This is a genomic window from Streptococcus pseudopneumoniae, from assembly GCF_001074975.1.
Lineage (GTDB): Bacteria > Bacillota > Bacilli > Lactobacillales > Streptococcaceae > Streptococcus > Streptococcus pseudopneumoniae_D.
In genome coordinates this window covers 1-16541 of sequence record NZ_JUUO01000141.1, presented here as the reverse complement: position 1 = coordinate 16541, position 16541 = coordinate 1, and the positions used below count along the sequence as shown (strand labels likewise).

Annotated in this window: 21 protein-coding genes and 2 pseudogenes; 6 read left to right on the top strand and 17 right to left on the bottom strand. The window is 36.4% G+C overall.

From position 1 onward, the window contains the following. The first annotated feature begins 1 nt into the window (after position 1). On the top strand, positions 2-553 hold the full coding sequence (locus ADI86_RS10555) for a cysteine hydrolase family protein (RefSeq protein WP_049532975.1): 552 nt from the start codon (positions 2-4) through the stop codon (positions 551-553). A gap of 69 nt (positions 554-622) precedes the next feature. Here the strand turns inward: ADI86_RS10555 and ADI86_RS10550 are convergent, their stop codons facing one another. Further along, positions 623-1321: a hypothetical protein gene (locus ADI86_RS10550; RefSeq protein ID WP_049532974.1), complete on the bottom strand. Its 699-nt coding sequence runs from the start codon at positions 1319-1321 to the stop codon at positions 623-625. A gap of 277 nt (positions 1322-1598) precedes the next feature. Here ADI86_RS10550 and ADI86_RS12395 point away from each other — a divergent pair, with 277 nt between their 5' ends. After that, positions 1599-1829, top strand: a complete 231-nt coding sequence (locus ADI86_RS12395; protein WP_049532973.1) for a hypothetical protein — start codon at positions 1599-1601, stop codon at positions 1827-1829. A gap of 73 nt (positions 1830-1902) precedes the next feature. Here the strand turns inward: ADI86_RS12395 and ADI86_RS10540 are convergent, their stop codons facing one another. The 15 genes from ADI86_RS10540 to ADI86_RS10470 all read right to left on the bottom strand — a co-directional run bounded on the left by ADI86_RS10540 (position 1903) and on the right by ADI86_RS10470 (position 12302). Next, entirely contained in the window at positions 1903-4335 is a 2433-nt protein-coding gene (locus ADI86_RS10540; protein ID WP_049532972.1) for an ATP-dependent Clp protease ATP-binding subunit, read from the bottom strand. Position 4336: 1 nt separating this feature from the next. Beyond that, a complete protein-coding gene (locus ADI86_RS10535; protein ID WP_049532971.1) occupies positions 4337-4795 on the bottom strand; it encodes a CtsR family transcriptional regulator in 459 nt (152 codons plus the stop codon). 979 nt (positions 4796-5774) lie between these two features. Further along, positions 5775-6230: a DUF722 domain-containing protein gene (locus ADI86_RS10530; protein WP_080983242.1), complete on the bottom strand. Its 456-nt coding sequence runs from the start codon at positions 6228-6230 to the stop codon at positions 5775-5777. Positions 6231-6543: 313 nt separating this feature from the next. Beyond that, positions 6544-7092 (bottom strand): hypothetical protein, encoded by a 549-nt coding sequence (locus ADI86_RS10525; protein WP_049532970.1) that lies wholly within the window; start codon positions 7090-7092, stop codon positions 6544-6546. 9 nt (positions 7093-7101) lie between these two features. After that, positions 7102-7962, bottom strand: a complete 861-nt coding sequence (locus ADI86_RS10520; protein WP_049532969.1) for a phage major capsid protein — start codon at positions 7960-7962, stop codon at positions 7102-7104. Positions 7963-8019: 57 nt separating this feature from the next. Continuing rightward, positions 8020-8241 (bottom strand): hypothetical protein, encoded by a 222-nt coding sequence (locus ADI86_RS10515; protein ID WP_049532968.1) that lies wholly within the window; start codon positions 8239-8241, stop codon positions 8020-8022. Between the two features lie 88 nt (positions 8242-8329). Next, positions 8330-8491 (bottom strand): hypothetical protein, encoded by a 162-nt coding sequence (locus ADI86_RS12065; protein WP_162837499.1) that lies wholly within the window; start codon positions 8489-8491, stop codon positions 8330-8332. Then, positions 8488-9333 carry an ATP-binding protein gene (locus ADI86_RS10510; RefSeq protein WP_049532967.1) on the bottom strand — a complete coding sequence of 282 codons (846 nt, stop codon included), beginning with the start codon at positions 9331-9333 and terminating at the stop codon, positions 8488-8490. Before ADI86_RS10510 ends, ADI86_RS12065 begins: the two co-directional genes overlap by 4 nt. An 11-nt stretch (positions 9334-9344) precedes the next feature. Further along, positions 9345-10223 (bottom strand): conserved phage C-terminal domain-containing protein, encoded by an 879-nt coding sequence (locus ADI86_RS10505; RefSeq protein WP_049532966.1) that lies wholly within the window; start codon positions 10221-10223, stop codon positions 9345-9347. Then, positions 10210-10482: a hypothetical protein gene (locus tag ADI86_RS10500; RefSeq protein ID WP_049532965.1), complete on the bottom strand. Its 273-nt coding sequence runs from the start codon at positions 10480-10482 to the stop codon at positions 10210-10212. The genes ADI86_RS10505 and ADI86_RS10500 overlap by 14 nt, the downstream gene beginning before the upstream one ends. A 1-nt stretch (position 10483) precedes the next feature. Further along, a complete protein-coding gene (locus ADI86_RS10495) occupies positions 10484-10693 on the bottom strand; it encodes a hypothetical protein (protein WP_049532964.1) in 210 nt (69 codons plus the stop codon). Continuing rightward, positions 10686-10895, bottom strand: a complete 210-nt coding sequence (locus ADI86_RS10490) for a hypothetical protein (RefSeq protein WP_049532992.1) — start codon at positions 10893-10895, stop codon at positions 10686-10688. Before ADI86_RS10490 ends, ADI86_RS10495 begins: the two co-directional genes overlap by 8 nt. Positions 10896-11212: 317 nt before the next feature. Next, a complete protein-coding gene (locus ADI86_RS10480) occupies positions 11213-11473 on the bottom strand; it encodes a hypothetical protein (RefSeq protein WP_049532963.1) in 261 nt (86 codons plus the stop codon). A gap of 11 nt (positions 11474-11484) precedes the next feature. Continuing rightward, positions 11485-12087 (bottom strand): Rha family transcriptional regulator, encoded by a 603-nt coding sequence (locus ADI86_RS10475; protein WP_049532962.1) that lies wholly within the window; start codon positions 12085-12087, stop codon positions 11485-11487. A gap of 14 nt (positions 12088-12101) precedes the next feature. Continuing rightward, positions 12102-12302 (bottom strand): helix-turn-helix transcriptional regulator, encoded by a 201-nt coding sequence (locus tag ADI86_RS10470; protein WP_049532961.1) that lies wholly within the window; start codon positions 12300-12302, stop codon positions 12102-12104. A 200-nt stretch (positions 12303-12502) separates the two neighbouring features. Between ADI86_RS10470 and ADI86_RS12590 the strand changes: the two genes are divergently transcribed. From ADI86_RS12590 to ADI86_RS10450, 4 genes and pseudogenes are all read left to right on the top strand, one after another. Next, the gene (locus tag ADI86_RS12590; protein WP_414717538.1) at positions 12503-12955 is read left to right on the top strand and encodes a helix-turn-helix domain-containing protein; all 453 of its coding nucleotides are present in this window, start codon (positions 12503-12505) and stop codon (positions 12953-12955) included. 34 nt (positions 12956-12989) lie between these two features. Then, positions 12990-13259 (top strand): annotated as a pseudogene (locus ADI86_RS10460) (DUF4177 domain-containing protein). Positions 13260-13307: 48 nt separating this feature from the next. Further along, the gene (locus ADI86_RS10455) at positions 13308-13847 is read left to right on the top strand and encodes a hypothetical protein (protein ID WP_049532960.1); all 540 of its coding nucleotides are present in this window, start codon (positions 13308-13310) and stop codon (positions 13845-13847) included. 362 nt (positions 13848-14209) lie between these two features. Then, positions 14210-15184: an Abi family protein gene (locus ADI86_RS10450; RefSeq protein WP_049532959.1), complete on the top strand. Its 975-nt coding sequence runs from the start codon at positions 14210-14212 to the stop codon at positions 15182-15184. 43 nt (positions 15185-15227) lie between these two features. Here the strand turns inward: ADI86_RS10450 and ADI86_RS11515 are convergent. After that, a pseudogene (locus ADI86_RS11515) lies at positions 15228-16495 on the bottom strand (IS3 family transposase). Between the last annotated feature and the right edge of the window lie 46 nt (positions 16496-16541).

Genomic DNA, 16541 nt, shown 5'->3' with positions numbered 1-16541 from the left:
AATGGTTCATACTGCTCTAGTGATTATCGATATGCAAAAAGCATTTGATAGACCTATTTGGGGAGAACGAAACAACCCTCAAGCTGAACACCAAGCATTGAGGATACTGGGATACTTTCGTAAACACGGTCTTCCAGTCTTACACATTCAACACATATCTGACAATCCCCAGTCGCAATTTCATAACAAACAAAATCAAGAATTTAAAAGTGGATTTGAACCAGTTGCTTCCGAACCTGTCTTTCAAAAAACGGTTAATAGCGCCTTTATTGGAACAAATCTTGAAACATATTTACGAAAAAATCAGATTTGTCATTTAGTCCTTGCTGGTCTGACTCTGCCTCATTGTGTATCTACTACGACACGAATGGCAGCAAATCTTGGTTTTGAAGTCACTTTACTAGCAGATGCTACTGCCAGTTTTACCCTAGCTAACAAAAACGGTCAAGTCATCTCTCCTGATACTATCCATGAAATTAATCTCCTTTCTCTACAAGATGAGTTTGCTCAAGTTCTTACTACAGAAGAATCTTTAACCCAAGTACAAGTATAAAATAATCCGTCAACTCTTATTGAGCTGACGGATTTTCTTTGATTGTAAAAATTCAAATACTGAGAGCTATTATTGACTCAAAGCAACACTGGAAACCTTACCATCCGCTCCTGTTGTAATTTGGATGATTTTTCCTCCACCGATTTTGGCATTATACTTACCATCGTCAAGAGTATAAGAATAACCTTTGATAGAGTAGTTTTCTTTCTTTCCATCAGCAGATTCTACTGTAAATTGACCTCCTGATGAAACTGTGATGGTTTCGCCATTAGCTCCCTTCCAATTGCCCGCTGCAGCTGAGAAATCACCATCTACCATGGTTAAAACACCCTTGTAGCGTTTATTTTGCTCTGCTTGCTTGCCTTGAATTTTGCGGTCAGTTGTAGGATCATAGCTTGATTGGTTAGACTGAGTTTGAGAAGCCTGTTGAGTTGAAGGAGCCTGAGCAGGAGTTTGTTGACTAGCTGCCTGTTGATTAGCCACTTCTTGACCTTGTCTTTGCTCTGTTGCAGGTGCCGCTTGTGATAGTGTTGCACTTGCTGAAGACTGGTCAGTAGATGATTTGGCCTTTTCAGATGAAGCTGAACTTGAGGACTTCTGAGTCTTGCTTTCTTTGCTAGAAGAAGCTACTTTAGAACTTGATGATTGACTTGTCTTAGCGGAACTGCTTGCTTGAGTTGTTTCCTTTTTATTTCCACAAGCTCCTAATAGCAAGGTAGAAGCCAATACAGTCGCTGCCATCAATTTGATATAGGTTTTCTTTTTCATTTTTCTACTCCTTTGTAATATTTTAGAAATATAAAGAAATATTTTTGTAACATAATCGTAACATTGTGAGTTAAATATGTCAACAATTTATCTAAACTATTTTAAAAATCTTAAATACCTTAGATAGATTTACTCCTCCTACTCTTCTATTCGTAATAAAACAGAAAAACCGTAGATTTTCCTATTAAAAATTAAATTTGTTTTTGTGTAAACGCTTGCATTGTTAAGTGCAAAGGAATATAATAACATTGAAATAGGATATTGGAGGTGCACTCTTATGCTAAATAAGTATTACAAGTATCTGCCTTGGTTGATTTTGGGAGCTTTCTGGTCGTATCAGTCTGCAATTCGCTACGCTCAGACTACATTTGATTTATTTTACTTAATAATCATTTTTATGATTGTAGATATAGCTTTATTGTATTTACACGAAACCTATTTAAAATATAAATACAAAGACTTCTTTACTCACATATTGAGTAATCCTAAGAAAGATAGGCACATCTAAAAACAGTCGCAACAGAAAAGCCATCTCATGATGGTACATAAAGAGGTCGGGAAAAGTTCCCGACCTCGCTTTTTTATACAATATCAAATTTTAACTGGCCTGCTTTGACACCAATCTTAAGTGTGCTGCCTGCTACTAATTCTCCCTTGAGAAGAAGTTCTGCCAACTTGTCTTCCACTTCTGTTTGCAGGGTTCTGCGAAGTGGGCGAGCTCCCATCTCTGGGTCATATCCTTGATTTGCCAGCAATTTCAGTGCGGAAGCTTGTAATTTCAAGTCAATGCCTTTTTCAGCCAAACTTGCCACTAAAGATTTGACCATAATCTTCACTACTTCCTGCATATGGTCGTTCGATAGACTATGGAAGACCACCTTCTCATCAATACGGTTGATGAATTCCGGTCTATAAGCCTTTTTCAACTCTTCAAACATGCGTTTTTCCATATTCTCCTGGTCAAAACGAATGTCCTTTGCCCCAAAACCAACTGTCTTATCATCACGAAGAGCAGTTGCACCAAGGTTTGACGTCATGATGATAATGGTATTTGAAAAGTCAACCTTGCGTCCCTTGCTATCGGTCAAGACACCATCATCCAAGACCTGCAAGAGAACATTAAAGATGTCTGGATGGGCCTTCTCTACCTCGTCAAAAAGGAGAACGGAATATGGTTTGTTGCGAACCTTCTCGGTCAACTCCCCACCTTCTTCATAACCTACATAGCCCGGAGGAGCTCCATTGAGACGGCTGGCTGCAAATTTCTCCATATACTCACTCATATCAAAGCGGATAAGGGCTGATTCGTCATCAAAAAGAACTTCTGCCAGAGCCTTGGCCAATTCGGTCTTACCGACACCCGTAGGTCCTAGGAACATAAAGGAACCAATCGGACGTTTGTGACTGCGAATCCCAGACTGGTTGCGGCGAATGGCACGGCTAATGCTTGAAACTGCTTGATCTTGCCCGATGACACGTTTGTGGAGTTCAGCTTCCAAGTTCAGGTATTTCTTGGCATCTGTTTGGGTCAGTTTTTGGACTGGGATGCCTGACAAGCGACTCAAGGTGGTCAAAATATCAGACTCTGTCACCAAGTCTTTATAGACAGGCACTTCCAATTCTTTTGCGATTAGCTGGGCTGCCTGTTTCCACTTGCCATCCATCAAGGCCTTGTCAGCTGGACTCAAACCAGAATCGTCTGCTTTTACATGCTTTGCCTTATTTTGCACTGTTGCCGCTGCCTCATCCAAAAGGTCAATAGCAGAGTCTGGCAAGTGACGACTAGTCAAGTAACGATGAGCCATCTTAACCGCTGTTTCAACCGCTTCATCTGTGATTTGTACACGGTGATGTTTCTCATAAGTCGCCTTCAAGCCTTGCAAAATGGTCATACTGTCTGCCACACTTGGCTCTTCAATCGTCACTTTGGCGAATCGACGAGAAAGGGCTGCGTCTTTTTCGATGTGTTTTTGATACTCTTCCTGAGTGGTCGCACCAACCGTTCTCAAAGTTCCACAGGCCAAGGCTGGCTTCAAGATATTGGCCGCATCCAGAGTTGAGTCAATTCCACTACCAGAACCCATGATGGTATGAAGTTCATCGATAAAGAGGATGACTTGACCATCTTCTTCAATATCCTTGATGATATTATTCATGCGCTCTTCAAAATCCCCACGGAAACGTGTACCCGCAACAACATTCATCAAATCAAGCTCTAACACGCGCATCTTAGCCATTTCTGCCGGTACATCCCCAATAGCAATACGCTGGGCAAGACCAAGCGCCAGAGCTGTTTTCCCGACACCAGCATCTCCAACCAAGACAGGATTGTTCTTGGTCTTACGACTCAAGATTTGAATCATACGCGAGATTTCCTTGTCCCGACCGATGACTGGCTCCAACTTGCCAAAACGAGCTTGCTCTGTCAAATCATGCGTATAGTCCTCGAGACCACCGCTCGGAGTCTGGGGCATCCCCATCATATTAGCCATAGAATTTTGCTTGTCAGCTACTGTACGATGACGTTGGCGTAAAGCCTTGAGGTCTTCACGAGTCCAGCCTGCCCGGTCTTCTAAATTTCGGCGAAGAGCAGCAATCTTGACTTGATCTTTCTTGTCTTCATAAGAAAAACCAGCCCTCTCCAAGATGCGAGTCGCCAAGGCATTGCCATCATGCAAAATCGCATAGAGGACATGCTCTGTCCCTAGCACCTTAGCATGGACCACTGACGCTACATATTCTGCTTCATCAAAGAGGACCTGCAAACGATGGGAGAACGGCAATTCCGTAAAGGTTTCATCCTGGCTATAGTCCGTTTCAGTCAGTTCCAAAGCGACCTCTTCTAAACGGTCCATCTCATATGGATAATCATTTAAAGTTGCCCCTGCCACACTATAACTGTGATTGGACATGGCAATCAACAAGTGCCATGACTCTAGGTAACGAGCTCCAAAATGGCCAGCAACCATGTAGGCACTTTCGATACATTCATTCAATGCTTTTGAATAGTTCATCTTACTTCCCTTTTCTATCTACCTCTTGTATGACCTGTCGTAGCATATTAGCACGAACAACTGGAGCTTCTTCTCCTAGAACGCGATCCAAAGCTACTGTCACAAGCAAATTCATCTCCTGCTTAGTCATCAATTCCTGCTCAACCAAAAGCTGCAGAATATCTTCGTAAATTTCTTGACTAACTCGCTCACCAATAGAGTAAAGCAACTCCCGGAGCATTTCATGATGACTAGAAAACTCAATTCGTCCTATACGAATATAGCCTCCTCCACCACGCTTACTTTCAACCAAGTAGCCTCTACTTTCCGTAAAGCGTGTCTTGATTACATAGTTAATCTGACTAGGAACAACCTGAAAGGTATCTGCCAACTGACTCCGTTGCAACTCCACAATTCCAGATTGATCTAAAATCGCCTTGATGTAGGCCTCAATATGATCCGATGTATTTTTAAATCTCATTACAAACCCACCTCTCTCTTTAAACCTTGACTATCTTTGACTATACTATCATTTAACGCTCTATAAGTCAAATTTTTAGAGCTCAACCCTTGAAAATACTGACTTTCTTCAAAAACAATTAGGCATTAAATCGCCTTAGTTTTTCTTGAAAGTTCCTAAAAAAGTCCACAAAAAAGAGCCCTAAAGGGGCGTAATATTGACGAGTTCAGCAGGCAGGAAACTAGCACGATCAAACGTGCTTTTTTTATTACCTAGTAATATTATAACATATCTTCCACAGCATTTTCATTTCATACATTTGTACCGAATTAGACACTAATTCGAGGGTGTAATTTTTTTAATATTGACAACTTCTACTTAGTATTCAAACTCTAGTTTAGTTTCTTCAATGCTCGTAAGTTCAATATTTAAAATGTTCATTTTTTTCTTCCTTCTTAAATATGCGTAAAGAAAAGGAAAAAACTCAGAATTATCTGAGATTTTTCAACTATTCTTTCAATGCATCAATCTTAAGACAAATTGTAATTACAATCAAAGTGAACTGAATTAAGAATAAGCAGATTTTCACAAGATAAATTGGAACTCCAAGCATCACTAAGATAATTCCTACAATCAATCCAAAAACAATAATTTTTTCAATGTTATAAAGCATCTACAAATCATCCTTTCTTAAATTATAGTGATACTACTATAAAATAATTTAAAAACTCAATTGTTTTTATCTAAGTACAGAATAGATAATTAAATGAAAAAAGTCAAATTTTGAACTATAATTTTACTCTCTTCTACCTGCCATTTTTTCTTCACTCTTAAAAACTGTAATCTATTATTCTGAACATAGCCTATTTTTTAAAAATTGAGCCAATCTTTCTGAATCACTCAGTTTTTACCCCCTTTTTGTCTGGAGGTCTCCGACTTGGAAAAAGTTCCCTTCACCGGTACCCTACTGGCCAGAAAGATTTTTTTAAAGATGGGGGAGTCAATATCCTTTCAACTCAACAAATCTTTTAGCGATTACCTTTCTACGGCTATTTATATAACGAGTAGTTTTATTTAGTTTCTCTGCCACGTCTTCCCAGGTCACACCAGCTTCTAAAAATCTCATTTTAAAAATGACTAGATCACTTTCAATTAAGTTTTCCATCAAGGTATCTACAACTAGTTTGAAGCCTTCTAAATATCTTAGCGTTTGGTCTTCTTCAATTCTAATAATGGTTGCTTCAGTAGGACTATATACTGTCTTGCCTTTACCACCTGTATAATCTTCAGCGCTATGTTTCTTATTATGTATTAGTTCCTGTCTTCTCAAATAAATTTTATTAGCAAGCGTTCTATATCTTTCTAATTCATTATCAATCTCGTCCAAGTCTCTGTTACTCAGTTCATACATAGTCAAGTCCCCCCACTTCAATTTTAAAAATTTCTTATCTTGCATTCTGTCAAACTGACAAACAGCTTAAAAACCTTTCAACACTCCACTTACTAGGTATCATTGTTTTAAGTTTGACAACTATTCAATATGACAATCTAAAGAAGTATCCCTCTAATTTATTCCCCAGTTTCTCATATCTTACATTCTGTGAAACTCACTCCATTCTGTAAACCCCTGATATACCTTGCTTTCAAGCTATTACTTCTTTTCAGTTTATGCTTACTTTGTTATGTGAAACTTAGTAAAGCATAAAAGTAGGACTAGCGATATTTCTTCTGTTTCATCCATATATCACTAGCCTTACTTAATTTGTTCCCTATTTTTCTAAATACTCTTTAATGTCCCGATATTCCTTAGAAAAATTAATCCATCCGCTAGAATCAGGGTTTAAGAATGGTAGGACAGTAAGCGGACTTACTTCTGTTCGATATAGCAATAGAGAATGTTTCTGACTTATTTCTCTGACTACACCTGTATGGATTTCTTCCACATCCTTCTTCAGTTCTTGAATTTCATCATATGCGTCCAGAATTTGTCTAAGTTTCTTTCGGTATTGTTTATAGATCTTCTTAGTTTCCATCCGTTGCTTAGTTTCTTTAAAAATGTATTCAAAGATGACTGCATTAGCTTCTGAAAAATCACTATCAAATTTTTCCTGAAGGCCATTAATAGCTTTTTCCATCTTTTCCAGCTGCTCTAAAGATTCTAAGTTATTTGACAAAAAAGAATCTATATTCTCAAATGAAACTGTTTGATTGCCTAAAAGGTTTTTCCTTTTTTCGCTTAACTGTTCTCGTGCTGAATTAATCTTACTTTTTTTATCATCTAGATCATCCAGTGTTTCAAATACTTGATTAATATCCATTTCTTTCTCCTAGTTCCATTGAATAAAGTAACCACAATCTTTTTCAACTTTTTTTACATCAAATCGGGTATGTAAAATCAACCGTTTCCCAAAATAGCCATTCGCATTCACCCAACTAAGTGTATCTTTCTTGCGATCAAACAAAGTAACAAAGTTTTCTAGATCTCCGATAAAGCCTTTTTTGTCACCTTTATTCCCTAATGTTGCATCATCTACAATTAAAAAGTTATCTACAAAGAATGTTTCACTTGTTCCCGTCTCTTTATCAACTTTAAGAAGATAATTTCCTGAAGTATCTTTCATTTTTTCTAAGACACTAAATAGTGATTGACTAATAACCATAGATACATTGCGCTCTGGATTGATTAAAGAAACAATAGTTTTCAAGTCGTCCAGACTTGTAGCGGTCTGTACTTTCGCAGTTTGGAGAATTTTCCCAATCTCTCTATTTCGTGTTCTACGTTTTAATTTAATAATCTTCTTACCAAGAAAATCCGTTAAATTATATTGGCCATCATCTAATTGCTCCTGTGAAAAATCAAGTTTTCCACTGAATAATTTAACTAAATAATCAACGCTGATAGCTTTCTTTTTATCTGCTTCTGTTCTCTCAACCGAATTTTCGCTAACTTCTTGTAATGAATCAGATTCAAAGTCAGTTACTTCATACTTCCCACCACGGGTACGAGTCTCAATAACATTTACTAGATCAACCAGTTCTTTACGTTGATGTTCATCTTCGTAACTATCAAGGATTGGTTTTTCAATTAGTACATGATTATTTTCTACGTTCATCCCTCTAGTGTTATAACCTGTACTTCGGATATAAGCTTCTAGATTTTCTTTTTGTTTAACTAAGTTAGTTGTCATTTTTTGCTCCTTTATCTTTTAATATCTGATTTTTGTTTATAATTTTTTCTAAAGTTCTTAGCTCTTAGCTTTTCTTTTATGACTCTCCGAGCCTTTAGAATCATTTTTTCTAGATTTTGATTTGTCTTGTTTTTTAACATATTTTTCTAGTATTTCTTGTTTCCGTTGTTCTAAGCTAGCGTCTTCTTTTTTACACTGAGAAAAGATTTTCTGTCTTTTATCTGGATCCATAGAAAATTTATTGGCTATTACATACCCTAAAGAAGTATCTCCTGACATTGCTCTCACCCCCTTTCTATGCAAACAAAAAGGGCATACCACTAGCATCTTATGCTTACGGTATGCCCCTGAGTTGTTCTCAATAGACTTATTTTTTAGTTTCTTTTTTGACTAGATGGGTAAATTTCCCATCTGAGTAGAATAAAGTAATTTCTCCAAAACTTGGAACTTTTTCTATCTCTATTATACCACATTTTTCGTAGACAACAAAGCCTTTTTCTGTTGCAAATCGCATTTTATCATCATTCATTGATATTCTCTCCTCACTGTGTTTATAGTGTATCTCTTGTCTTTGATCGTGAAAGCCTTGAAAGTGTTCCCTTCTAAACCTTTCAAAATCCTACTTGAATTTCTAGCATTGTATACCGTCCGCAGTTCACTACTATCTAGGTTCGTGTTGAAAATCGTAGTTTCTCGATTATTGATAATATCAAACAAGAAATCCTGTTCCCAGTCACTCTTAGGTGTTACTGTCCCATTTTTTGCCCCTAGGTCATCGATGATTAGAAAATCTACATCAACAAGCTTTTTAACTGCCTCATACTCTGTTAAGTTTGCATTTCTTCCATATGCCCATCCTTCTTTTATCTGCTTGATAATCTCGGTTAGGCTGACAAACAAAACACTCTTTGGCTCGTTCTTCTCCCTGAAACTTTCATTGATTTCTTTAGCAAGTGCAAGAGATAAATGACTTTTCCCTATTCCTGTACTACCACTAATTAAAGTATTTCCCGTCATACCTGCAAGGTACTTTTGGGCTTGCCCCTTTGCAAACTCTAACATCTGACGCTCCTCTGTCGTCTTAACAAAGAAATTATCAAACGTCGCTCCCTTCAACTCGTTAGGGATGGTACTATCACGCATTAAGACATCATAAGTTTTAAAGTAAGCCTGTCTGTCCTCAAACTGCTGCAATAGGTCTTTCTCTTTTTGTTTAATCTCTCCCTTCACACACTCCGGACAAAAAGCTTGTACTTTTCTTTCTGAACTCCCTAAAACCGGTACAGAAATTTCCCAATAATTTACCTGGTGAATATCGCAAACCGTATCCGATATTTTTCTGTTATTAAATTCTTTAAATTGTTCCTTCATCTTTGTAACTCCTAAAATGGTAGATCTGGGAAGTTGTCTTCTGACTTCCCTTTTATGGTTTTAGGCTTTTGATTCAAATAACCATCAAACTTAGATCCGAAAAGTGTTTCTAGTCTCAGATATTTAGAAAATTCAGGACTATCCTTCCATTCTGCCGTTTTAATATCTATCACTTGTTTAAAATCATCAAGTGTATAGCCTTCTTTGAATCGTGCTAGTAAAAGCCTTTTTGTCTTATCAACAAACTTATACCGCTTATTAGCTACTTGATTCAGATAAACAATGGGAATCCAAAGTTCTTTATGTTTTGTTTTCTCTAAATCTTTTACAGCTGTTTCTTCAAGCCAAGTAGGAAAAGTGAAAGGTGAGCTTTGCTCATTAGGCGAGGTTCCCTCGACTATATATTCTTTATTTATATCTAACTTTAAATCTTGCTCTAACTCTTTCTCTTTCTCTGTCTTACATGTAGATAACGTTGTAAAATTATTAGATAACAATGTAAGATTTTTTTCTTTATCTTGTTGTTCTTTGCGGTAGCTTCTCATATATGCAGCGTGGTTTGTTTCTTGTTGTACCAAAGCTTTTGCTTGTGTTAACTCGGCATTTTTATCTTCATCAATCTGAATCAGGCCACATTGCGTAAAATAAGCTATAGTCATAGATATATCATCCTCAGAAACATCTAATTTCAAGGCCAGTTCTTCTTTTAGGGTTGCAAAGTACCCTTCGTAGTACAGAATACAATCACTTTCAAGACTTTCTAACATAAGACGGATATAAATCACTATCATAGTGTACCCACCAGGCATACTTTTTAGTCGCTTAATAAATAGGTTGTCAAAAAATTTCTTATCAATTTTTAACCAAAAATATACTTTAGTCTTTGCCATCATCTACCCCCAAAAACTTTAAAACGTCTGAGATTTTATAATATGCTTTTCTAGCATCTTCAATAGGCGGTATATACTGTGGTAGTCCTGCACCTTCCCATTTTGTCAAGGTTTTATCTCCTATGCCCAGTTCTTCCTTTAGTTCCACCTTGCTGATCAAATCTAATCTCTTTTGTGGTACTTTCTCATGGCTTTTTAAATACCGTTCCACTGCTTCCAAAATCTTAGACTTTAAATCTTCAATCATTTTTTCAAACATCTTAGTACCCCCATGGCTTAATACCTGCAAGCTGAATATATCGCCCATAATCAGGGTTTAATTCCTCGCTAGTCGTTTCTATCGTCTGTGTACTCTCTAGCTCGATTTGGGCGCTTTTTTGGCGGTCTAGGTGGTTTAGATAGAGTAGTGAACCAATAGCTACCACAATAAAGATAACCGCCTGTATGTTAGTTAAATCTAACTCATTCATGTTTTATCCCCTTTCTATAGTCATTAGCCTGTTGAGTATGTTCTGAAATGAGCTGGTTCATAGCTTGGATTACTGTATTTAGTAACGCTGATGATTGTTTACTATCTTCCATGCTAGCCATTTCTAAGACTAGTAGAGTATCAGTTAACTGATAACAAAGGCCCTCATAATCTACTAGAACATCATTTGTATTTACTGTCATATTATTTCCTTTTTCTTGCCTGTTTTCTATATGGTATGCTTCACCACTCCAAACGCTGAGCGATTGCCCCAAGTTGGCGAACGCTTGTAGCGGTGTTTCGTGAGTATTTACCCATCTTTCAGCTAAACAAGGCCTTAGAATCACCCTGTCAGCACTTGATTTCAAAACCTTTTCTAATTGCTTGCCTGCTCTTCGGTTTTTCTTTAGATATTTGATAGAATAAATTTTTTTTGCTATAATCAGAGCATAGAAAAAATTTCTATACCCTGAATTGTGTCGCTTGCTCGCCTCGTCTAAAATTTGAGCAAGTGATTTTTTTATTTTCTTTTTGCATGATTACTACCTGACTTTGGTTTATAAAGCAAGTCTTTGCTTTCGATAAGATCCAGAATCCAGCTGAATCCCTGCTCCACCGTTTCAAGAAATGCGCCCAGGTCTTCACTGTCCAAGTTCTCGTAATTCATACAAAGATATTCGGCTAGTTGTCTGTCTTTCTCAACTAGCTTTTTAAAATCCTTGGAATACTTGGGAATTTCTAACCCCTTGGAATTTGTAACTGTCTTAAATTCATTTTCCATTTTCTATACTCCTATACTTTAAAAATTAGTTCCTTAATTTCTGAATATCCCCTATTCAAGTTAATCATAGCTATTGCCATATCTTCCAAACGTTGGTAGTTGGCCAGTTCATCACTGGTTAAACTGTCAATACCGTTTTCACTTTCTCGCTCTTGCATGAGTTGAGCTTTGTTTTTCCCTGTCGCTCCCTTTAGCAATAAGTTTGTAAGGGTACTATAGGCATGCTTAGGTGCTTTCTCCCATGATTTGATAGATTCGGTTAAGGTCTTGCGCTTTGGCTTTTCCAGTTCTCTTTGAAGATAACGTTTAGAAAGCTCATCACGCATTTCAAAGAAGGCTTTGACTAGGTTGGTTTTGAAGTTGGCCACTTGCTCAGTATTTTTTAAGAATGTAACTAACAAGGTCGCTTGTTGCTCATTCAAAATATAATCCTTAGTATTCTGGCCACTTTCCATAGCTTGGATTTTAAATCCAACCTTTCCGAACCCTTCAAACCTTGCTTGATGTTTGCGGATTGTCTTGGTTATTGTGTGATGTTGCAATCCAGTGCATTCTGCTACGATACTGCTCAGTGTATACGGCTCTTTTCTGCCGTCCATGTAAACCAGTTCCATTGGTTCGCTCCTTTCTAACTATAAAATAGTTCGTCTATGGTTATGTCTGGTTTGATTTCTGCAACCATTGACTTAATCGCTAGGCGCTCTTTGTCATTGAATGGCGTTTTACCTAATTCTTTGTTATTATATGACTGTAAAGAAATTTTTAACTTGTCTGCCATCTGTTGTTGAGTCAGTCCTAACATAACTCGATAACCTTTTAATTTACTCATAGGTTCCCTCCTTTCTTAAAAAATCTCCCTCCATGAATAGATTGAAAGTGTGAAAGGTTGGAGGGTGCACATTTTTTCTGTGCTCGATTGTATAATGCACAATTATTTTTCTAATGTCAACTATTTTTTTAAATTTTACACAAAAAAAATGTACTTTTTAAAAAAATAGTTTATAATCATCTATGAAAGGCGTGAAAAACATGAATAGATTAAAAGAATTAAGACAAGAAAAAAAGCTATCCCAAAAGGAATTAGCTGAAAATATCGGAGTTCATTATCGAACTCTTCAAAATTGGGAAAATGAAGAAAGCCAAATTAAACCAGAAAAAGCAAAACAATTAGCTGATTTCTTTGGAGTAAGTGTTGGCTACTTGCTAAATTACTCAAATAGTAAAAAAGACCCATTTGATGGTTACATCCCAACACCAAGAGAGTATCGTTCATGGCAAGAATTTGACTATATGCAATTGTCAAAAACCGATTTAGATTTTTATGACTATGAAAAATTAAGAAAGCATCTTGATCCATTCGCTCTAGAATTGATGCTTAACTACTTTTTCTCCACTGATGATGAAAGAGAACTGCTTAGAACCATTGCAAAAAAATTTGCTAAAAATGACGCTGTTTCATTCAAAAAAAATCAAGACAAGTAATATTATTTGAAAACACTGATAAGGAGTAACCCCCATGGGATTTTTGGATACTGTAAAATGAGAAGGTAGTTTTTCCACTGCTTCTGGAGCAAATGGACTACACTACGTTGTCCTTCAGGTAACTTTGAAAGAAAAGTTTTTCGGCACTGGATCAGGAAACCTTACAGAATTAGAAGATGTTATCAATAAACAAGCTTCAAAAGGTTATCGCCTGCATACCATCACAACCGCCAATGGTAGAAGCAAAGGACTGGGTGGTGGTGACCGTATTCAAGCCACAATGGTTTTTGAGAAGATTCTATAAAAATCCCCCATCTTTTATTAGGAAACATCAGCATATAGGAGGCTACTTATGAAAAAATTACTAAGCACATCAGCTATTTTACTTTCTGCTACCGTTCTAGTAGCTTGCTCTAACAATCAATCAGCTACCCAAAATAGCTCGGAGCAACCAAAAATGGAGCAAAAAAACACTACTTCAACAAACACAAAAACCAAAGTAGATAACAGTAAATACGATAATCTAATTTCTGAAATCAAATCAAAATTAGATCCTGAATCAACTGGCGCAATAAGCGTAAAAATTCAAAATAACGTAATCGATTCAGATTCATCCGAACCGCATGATACAATCATGATTTTGCTAACTGGAACGACTAAAGATAGCGCAAAAGAAGCTCTGGATGCAGTCAATTCTAATTCTGCTACTACTGACCAAAACAACGCAATCACTTTGATTCGTATGTCTATATCTGAGTTTGCTAAAAAATTACCAGACGACAATACTACTCTTTCCCTTGGGTATGAAAAATCTGCTGATCAATACGACTTAATCGCAAAATCTTCAAAACAAAAAGATATTATCCCTGTTGGCGAAATCATCGTACAATAAAAAATTCCCCACATTCGCCAATAGCAACCATCTTTTCATAGTCTATTGTGCAAAAACAGGGGAAATTGAAGAATAGAAAGGAGAATCATGAACTACGCTCAAGACTACCTGACCTCTTCAAAGAATCACTAGACTACGAAACAACACGGAAGGGACAGTTTTAGGACGAAAAAGGCGAACTTTCCCAGCATTGAGGTTTTTCGATACTCAAAAATTTTTAAAAAACAAACCAAAAAGATTGACAAAAACTAAAAATTACAGTATTATTAGGCAATGAGAAGAGTTTCTGCTCCCAAGGGAACAGAGTACGCGAAACACCGCCTAGTTCTACTAGGTGGTGTTTTTGTATATAAGGAACATATATGAAACCATTTCAAACATTAGATAAACAAATAAAACTTCTCCAGTCTAGAGGTTTAGAAATAGATAACATAGAAGAATGTAAAAGATACCTTCTAACTAACAACTATTACAACGTCGTCAACGGATATAGTAAGTTTTTTCAAACATCAAAAGATAAGTTTATAACTGGTGCAGATTTTAGAGAAATAGCTGCAACACACTTTTACGATAAAGAAATTAAATCAGCTTTTTTAAAAGCAATTATAGATGCAGAAAAACACTTTAAATCCGTACTGGCATATCGTTTTTCAGAAGCATATCCAAAGCCATACTCTTATCTAGATATTAATAATTTTGAAACACAAAAAGATACAAAAAGGCTCGCACAAATTACAAACTTAATCAGTATATTAGCTAGAATACTCAATGATTATAATAGGGATAAGCAAAACAATTCTATAAAACACCACTATAAACAACATGGCGTTGTTCCTTTCTGGGTTATCATAAATGAACTTACATTAGGGCAAGCATTTAACTTTTATAGAAATCTAAACACTGATATAAAAAATCAGATAGCTAGAGATTTATCACCATTCTTGCAAGAAAATATTGAATACATCCAAAATAGACCTAGTAAAGACCTTTTAAGCGGAAAGGCCTTAGAAAGTATTATTAAAAATATACTAGAAATTAGAAATATCACTGCTCATAATAATAAGCTTTTCAATTATAAATGCCGTGAGAATCTTCCACAACTAGCTTATTTCCACTATTACAATAACAATGCCAATACATCAAGACAATCTGTATATTATGTTTTTCTTGCCTTGCAATGCCTACTTGCGTGCACACAATACGCTCAATTACATAACACTATTATTAAAAGAACCAAAGCTCTAAATAAAAAAGCGCACTCCATTGAAGCTGGCATTGTATTGGACACACTTGGATTTCCGAATAATTGGTATAATATCACTGACAAATTAAGGTAGAACTACTTGCAATGTACTGACCCCCAAAAGTTAGACAGATAATTTAAGTAAAGGATTTAATTCTGTATTGTACAGGACTAAGTCCTTTTAGTTTTACCTTAATTCGTTTGTTGTTGTAATAATCAATATAGTCTACAATAGCTTGTTCTAATTGCTCAAGTGACTGAAAGGTAGCCTCATAACCATAAAACATTTCGGATTTCAAAATGCCAAAGAAGGATTCCATCATACCATTATCTGGACTATTACCCTTACGTGACATGGACGGTTGGATTCCCTTATCCTGCAAAATCTGATGATAAGAATCGTGTTGATATTGCCATCCCTGGTCACTATGGAGAATAGTGTTCTCGTAGTATTTCTTTGTGAAGGCTTGTTCTAACATCTTTTTTACTTGTGCTAAGTTTGGTGACCTAGAAAGATTATAGGCGATAATTTCGCTATTAAATCCATCTAAAACTGGCGATAAATAGAGCTTTTGGCTGCTTGCTGGAATGGCAAATTCTGTCACATCCGTATAACACTTTTCCACTGGTTTAGAGCCTTCAAATTGACGTTGAATGAGATTCTCTGCCTTCTTACCAATGTCTCCTTGGTAGGAAGAATACTTTCGTTTCCGACGAATTCGAGCTGTTAAGCCAAGGACCTTCATCAAGCGTTGAACTCTTTTATGATTGACCACATAACCACGATTTCTTAATTCTAAATGAATTCGACGATATCCGTAATTTCCCTTGTGTTCGGTAAAAATGGATTGAATTTCAGCTTTAATCTCTTGATCTTTATCTGGTTTGTCTAGCTGTTTCACATGATAGTAGTAGGTCGAACGAGCGAGTTTAATGGCTTTTAGAAGAATATCTAACGAAAAATCAGTAATTAATTCTCGAACAATTTCTGTCTTTCTGCTTGAAGACGTTCTAAATCTGTCATCTCTTCAGTTTTTTTCTTTGGTTTACGTCCCATTTTAGATGGTCTCCCTCTTGTTTTCTCAACAATAGTATACCCGTTTTTTTTGTATTGTGCCAGCCAATTCGAAAGCATTCCTTGGTTTGGGAGAGCAAAATCAAGGCTTACACTTCTTCGTGAACGACCTTCAAGTAAGACTTTATCAATCATTTTTTGTTTTAGTTCTGAAGAATAGTAACGATTCTTTCCTTTTTTGACACTGTCTATTCCATAACGGTCAATTAATTTCACCATGTACTTTAGTCCAGAAATATCCACTCCAAATCTTTTTGAAAGCTGCTTGAAGCTTTGACCTTGCTTTCTAAGTTCATAGATCTGAACTTTATCCTCATAAGTTAATTTCATAATAAAACACCCCAAAAGTTAGTTTTTTAGTGTCTAACTTTTGGGG

Coding starts and splice junctions, on each gene's coding strand:
- ADI86_RS10540 (WP_049532972.1), bottom strand. CDS start 4,335: ATGAACTATTCAAAAGCATTGAATGAATGTATCGAAAGTGCCTACATG.
- ADI86_RS10555 (WP_049532975.1), top strand. CDS start 2: ATGGTTCATACTGCTCTAGTGATTATCGATATGCAAAAAGCATTTGAT.
- ADI86_RS10515 (WP_049532968.1), bottom strand. CDS start 8,241: ATGTCAGGAGATACTTCTTTAGGGTATGTAATAGCCAATAAATTTTCT.
- ADI86_RS10455 (WP_049532960.1), top strand. CDS start 13,308: ATGAAAAAATTACTAAGCACATCAGCTATTTTACTTTCTGCTACCGTT.
- ADI86_RS10490 (WP_049532992.1), bottom strand. CDS start 10,895: ATGACAGTAAATACAAATGATGTTCTAGTAGATTATGAGGGCCTTTGT.
- ADI86_RS12590 (WP_414717538.1), top strand. CDS start 12,503: ATGAATAGATTAAAAGAATTAAGACAAGAAAAAAAGCTATCCCAAAAG.
- ADI86_RS10525 (WP_049532970.1), bottom strand. CDS start 7,092: ATGGATATTAATCAAGTATTTGAAACACTGGATGATCTAGATGATAAA.
- ADI86_RS12395 (WP_049532973.1), top strand. CDS start 1,599: ATGCTAAATAAGTATTACAAGTATCTGCCTTGGTTGATTTTGGGAGCT.
- ADI86_RS10480 (WP_049532963.1), bottom strand. CDS start 11,473: ATGGAAAATGAATTTAAGACAGTTACAAATTCCAAGGGGTTAGAAATT.
- ADI86_RS10530 (WP_080983242.1), bottom strand. CDS start 6,230: ATGCAAGATAAGAAATTTTTAAAATTGAAGTGGGGGGACTTGACTATG.
- ADI86_RS10450 (WP_049532959.1), top strand. CDS start 14,210: ATGAAACCATTTCAAACATTAGATAAACAAATAAAACTTCTCCAGTCT.
- ADI86_RS10505 (WP_049532966.1), bottom strand. CDS start 10,223: ATGGCAAAGACTAAAGTATATTTTTGGTTAAAAATTGATAAGAAATTT.
- ADI86_RS12065 (WP_162837499.1), bottom strand. CDS start 8,491: ATGAATGATGATAAAATGCGATTTGCAACAGAAAAAGGCTTTGTTGTC.
- ADI86_RS10550 (WP_049532974.1), bottom strand. CDS start 1,321: ATGAAAAAGAAAACCTATATCAAATTGATGGCAGCGACTGTATTGGCT.
- ADI86_RS10475 (WP_049532962.1), bottom strand. CDS start 12,087: ATGGAACTGGTTTACATGGACGGCAGAAAAGAGCCGTATACACTGAGC.
- ADI86_RS10535 (WP_049532971.1), bottom strand. CDS start 4,795: ATGAGATTTAAAAATACATCGGATCATATTGAGGCCTACATCAAGGCG.
- ADI86_RS10470 (WP_049532961.1), bottom strand. CDS start 12,302: ATGAGTAAATTAAAAGGTTATCGAGTTATGTTAGGACTGACTCAACAA.
- ADI86_RS10495 (WP_049532964.1), bottom strand. CDS start 10,693: ATGAATGAGTTAGATTTAACTAACATACAGGCGGTTATCTTTATTGTG.
- ADI86_RS10510 (WP_049532967.1), bottom strand. CDS start 9,333: ATGAAGGAACAATTTAAAGAATTTAATAACAGAAAAATATCGGATACG.
- ADI86_RS10520 (WP_049532969.1), bottom strand. CDS start 7,962: ATGACAACTAACTTAGTTAAACAAAAAGAAAATCTAGAAGCTTATATC.
- ADI86_RS10500 (WP_049532965.1), bottom strand. CDS start 10,482: ATGTTTGAAAAAATGATTGAAGATTTAAAGTCTAAGATTTTGGAAGCA.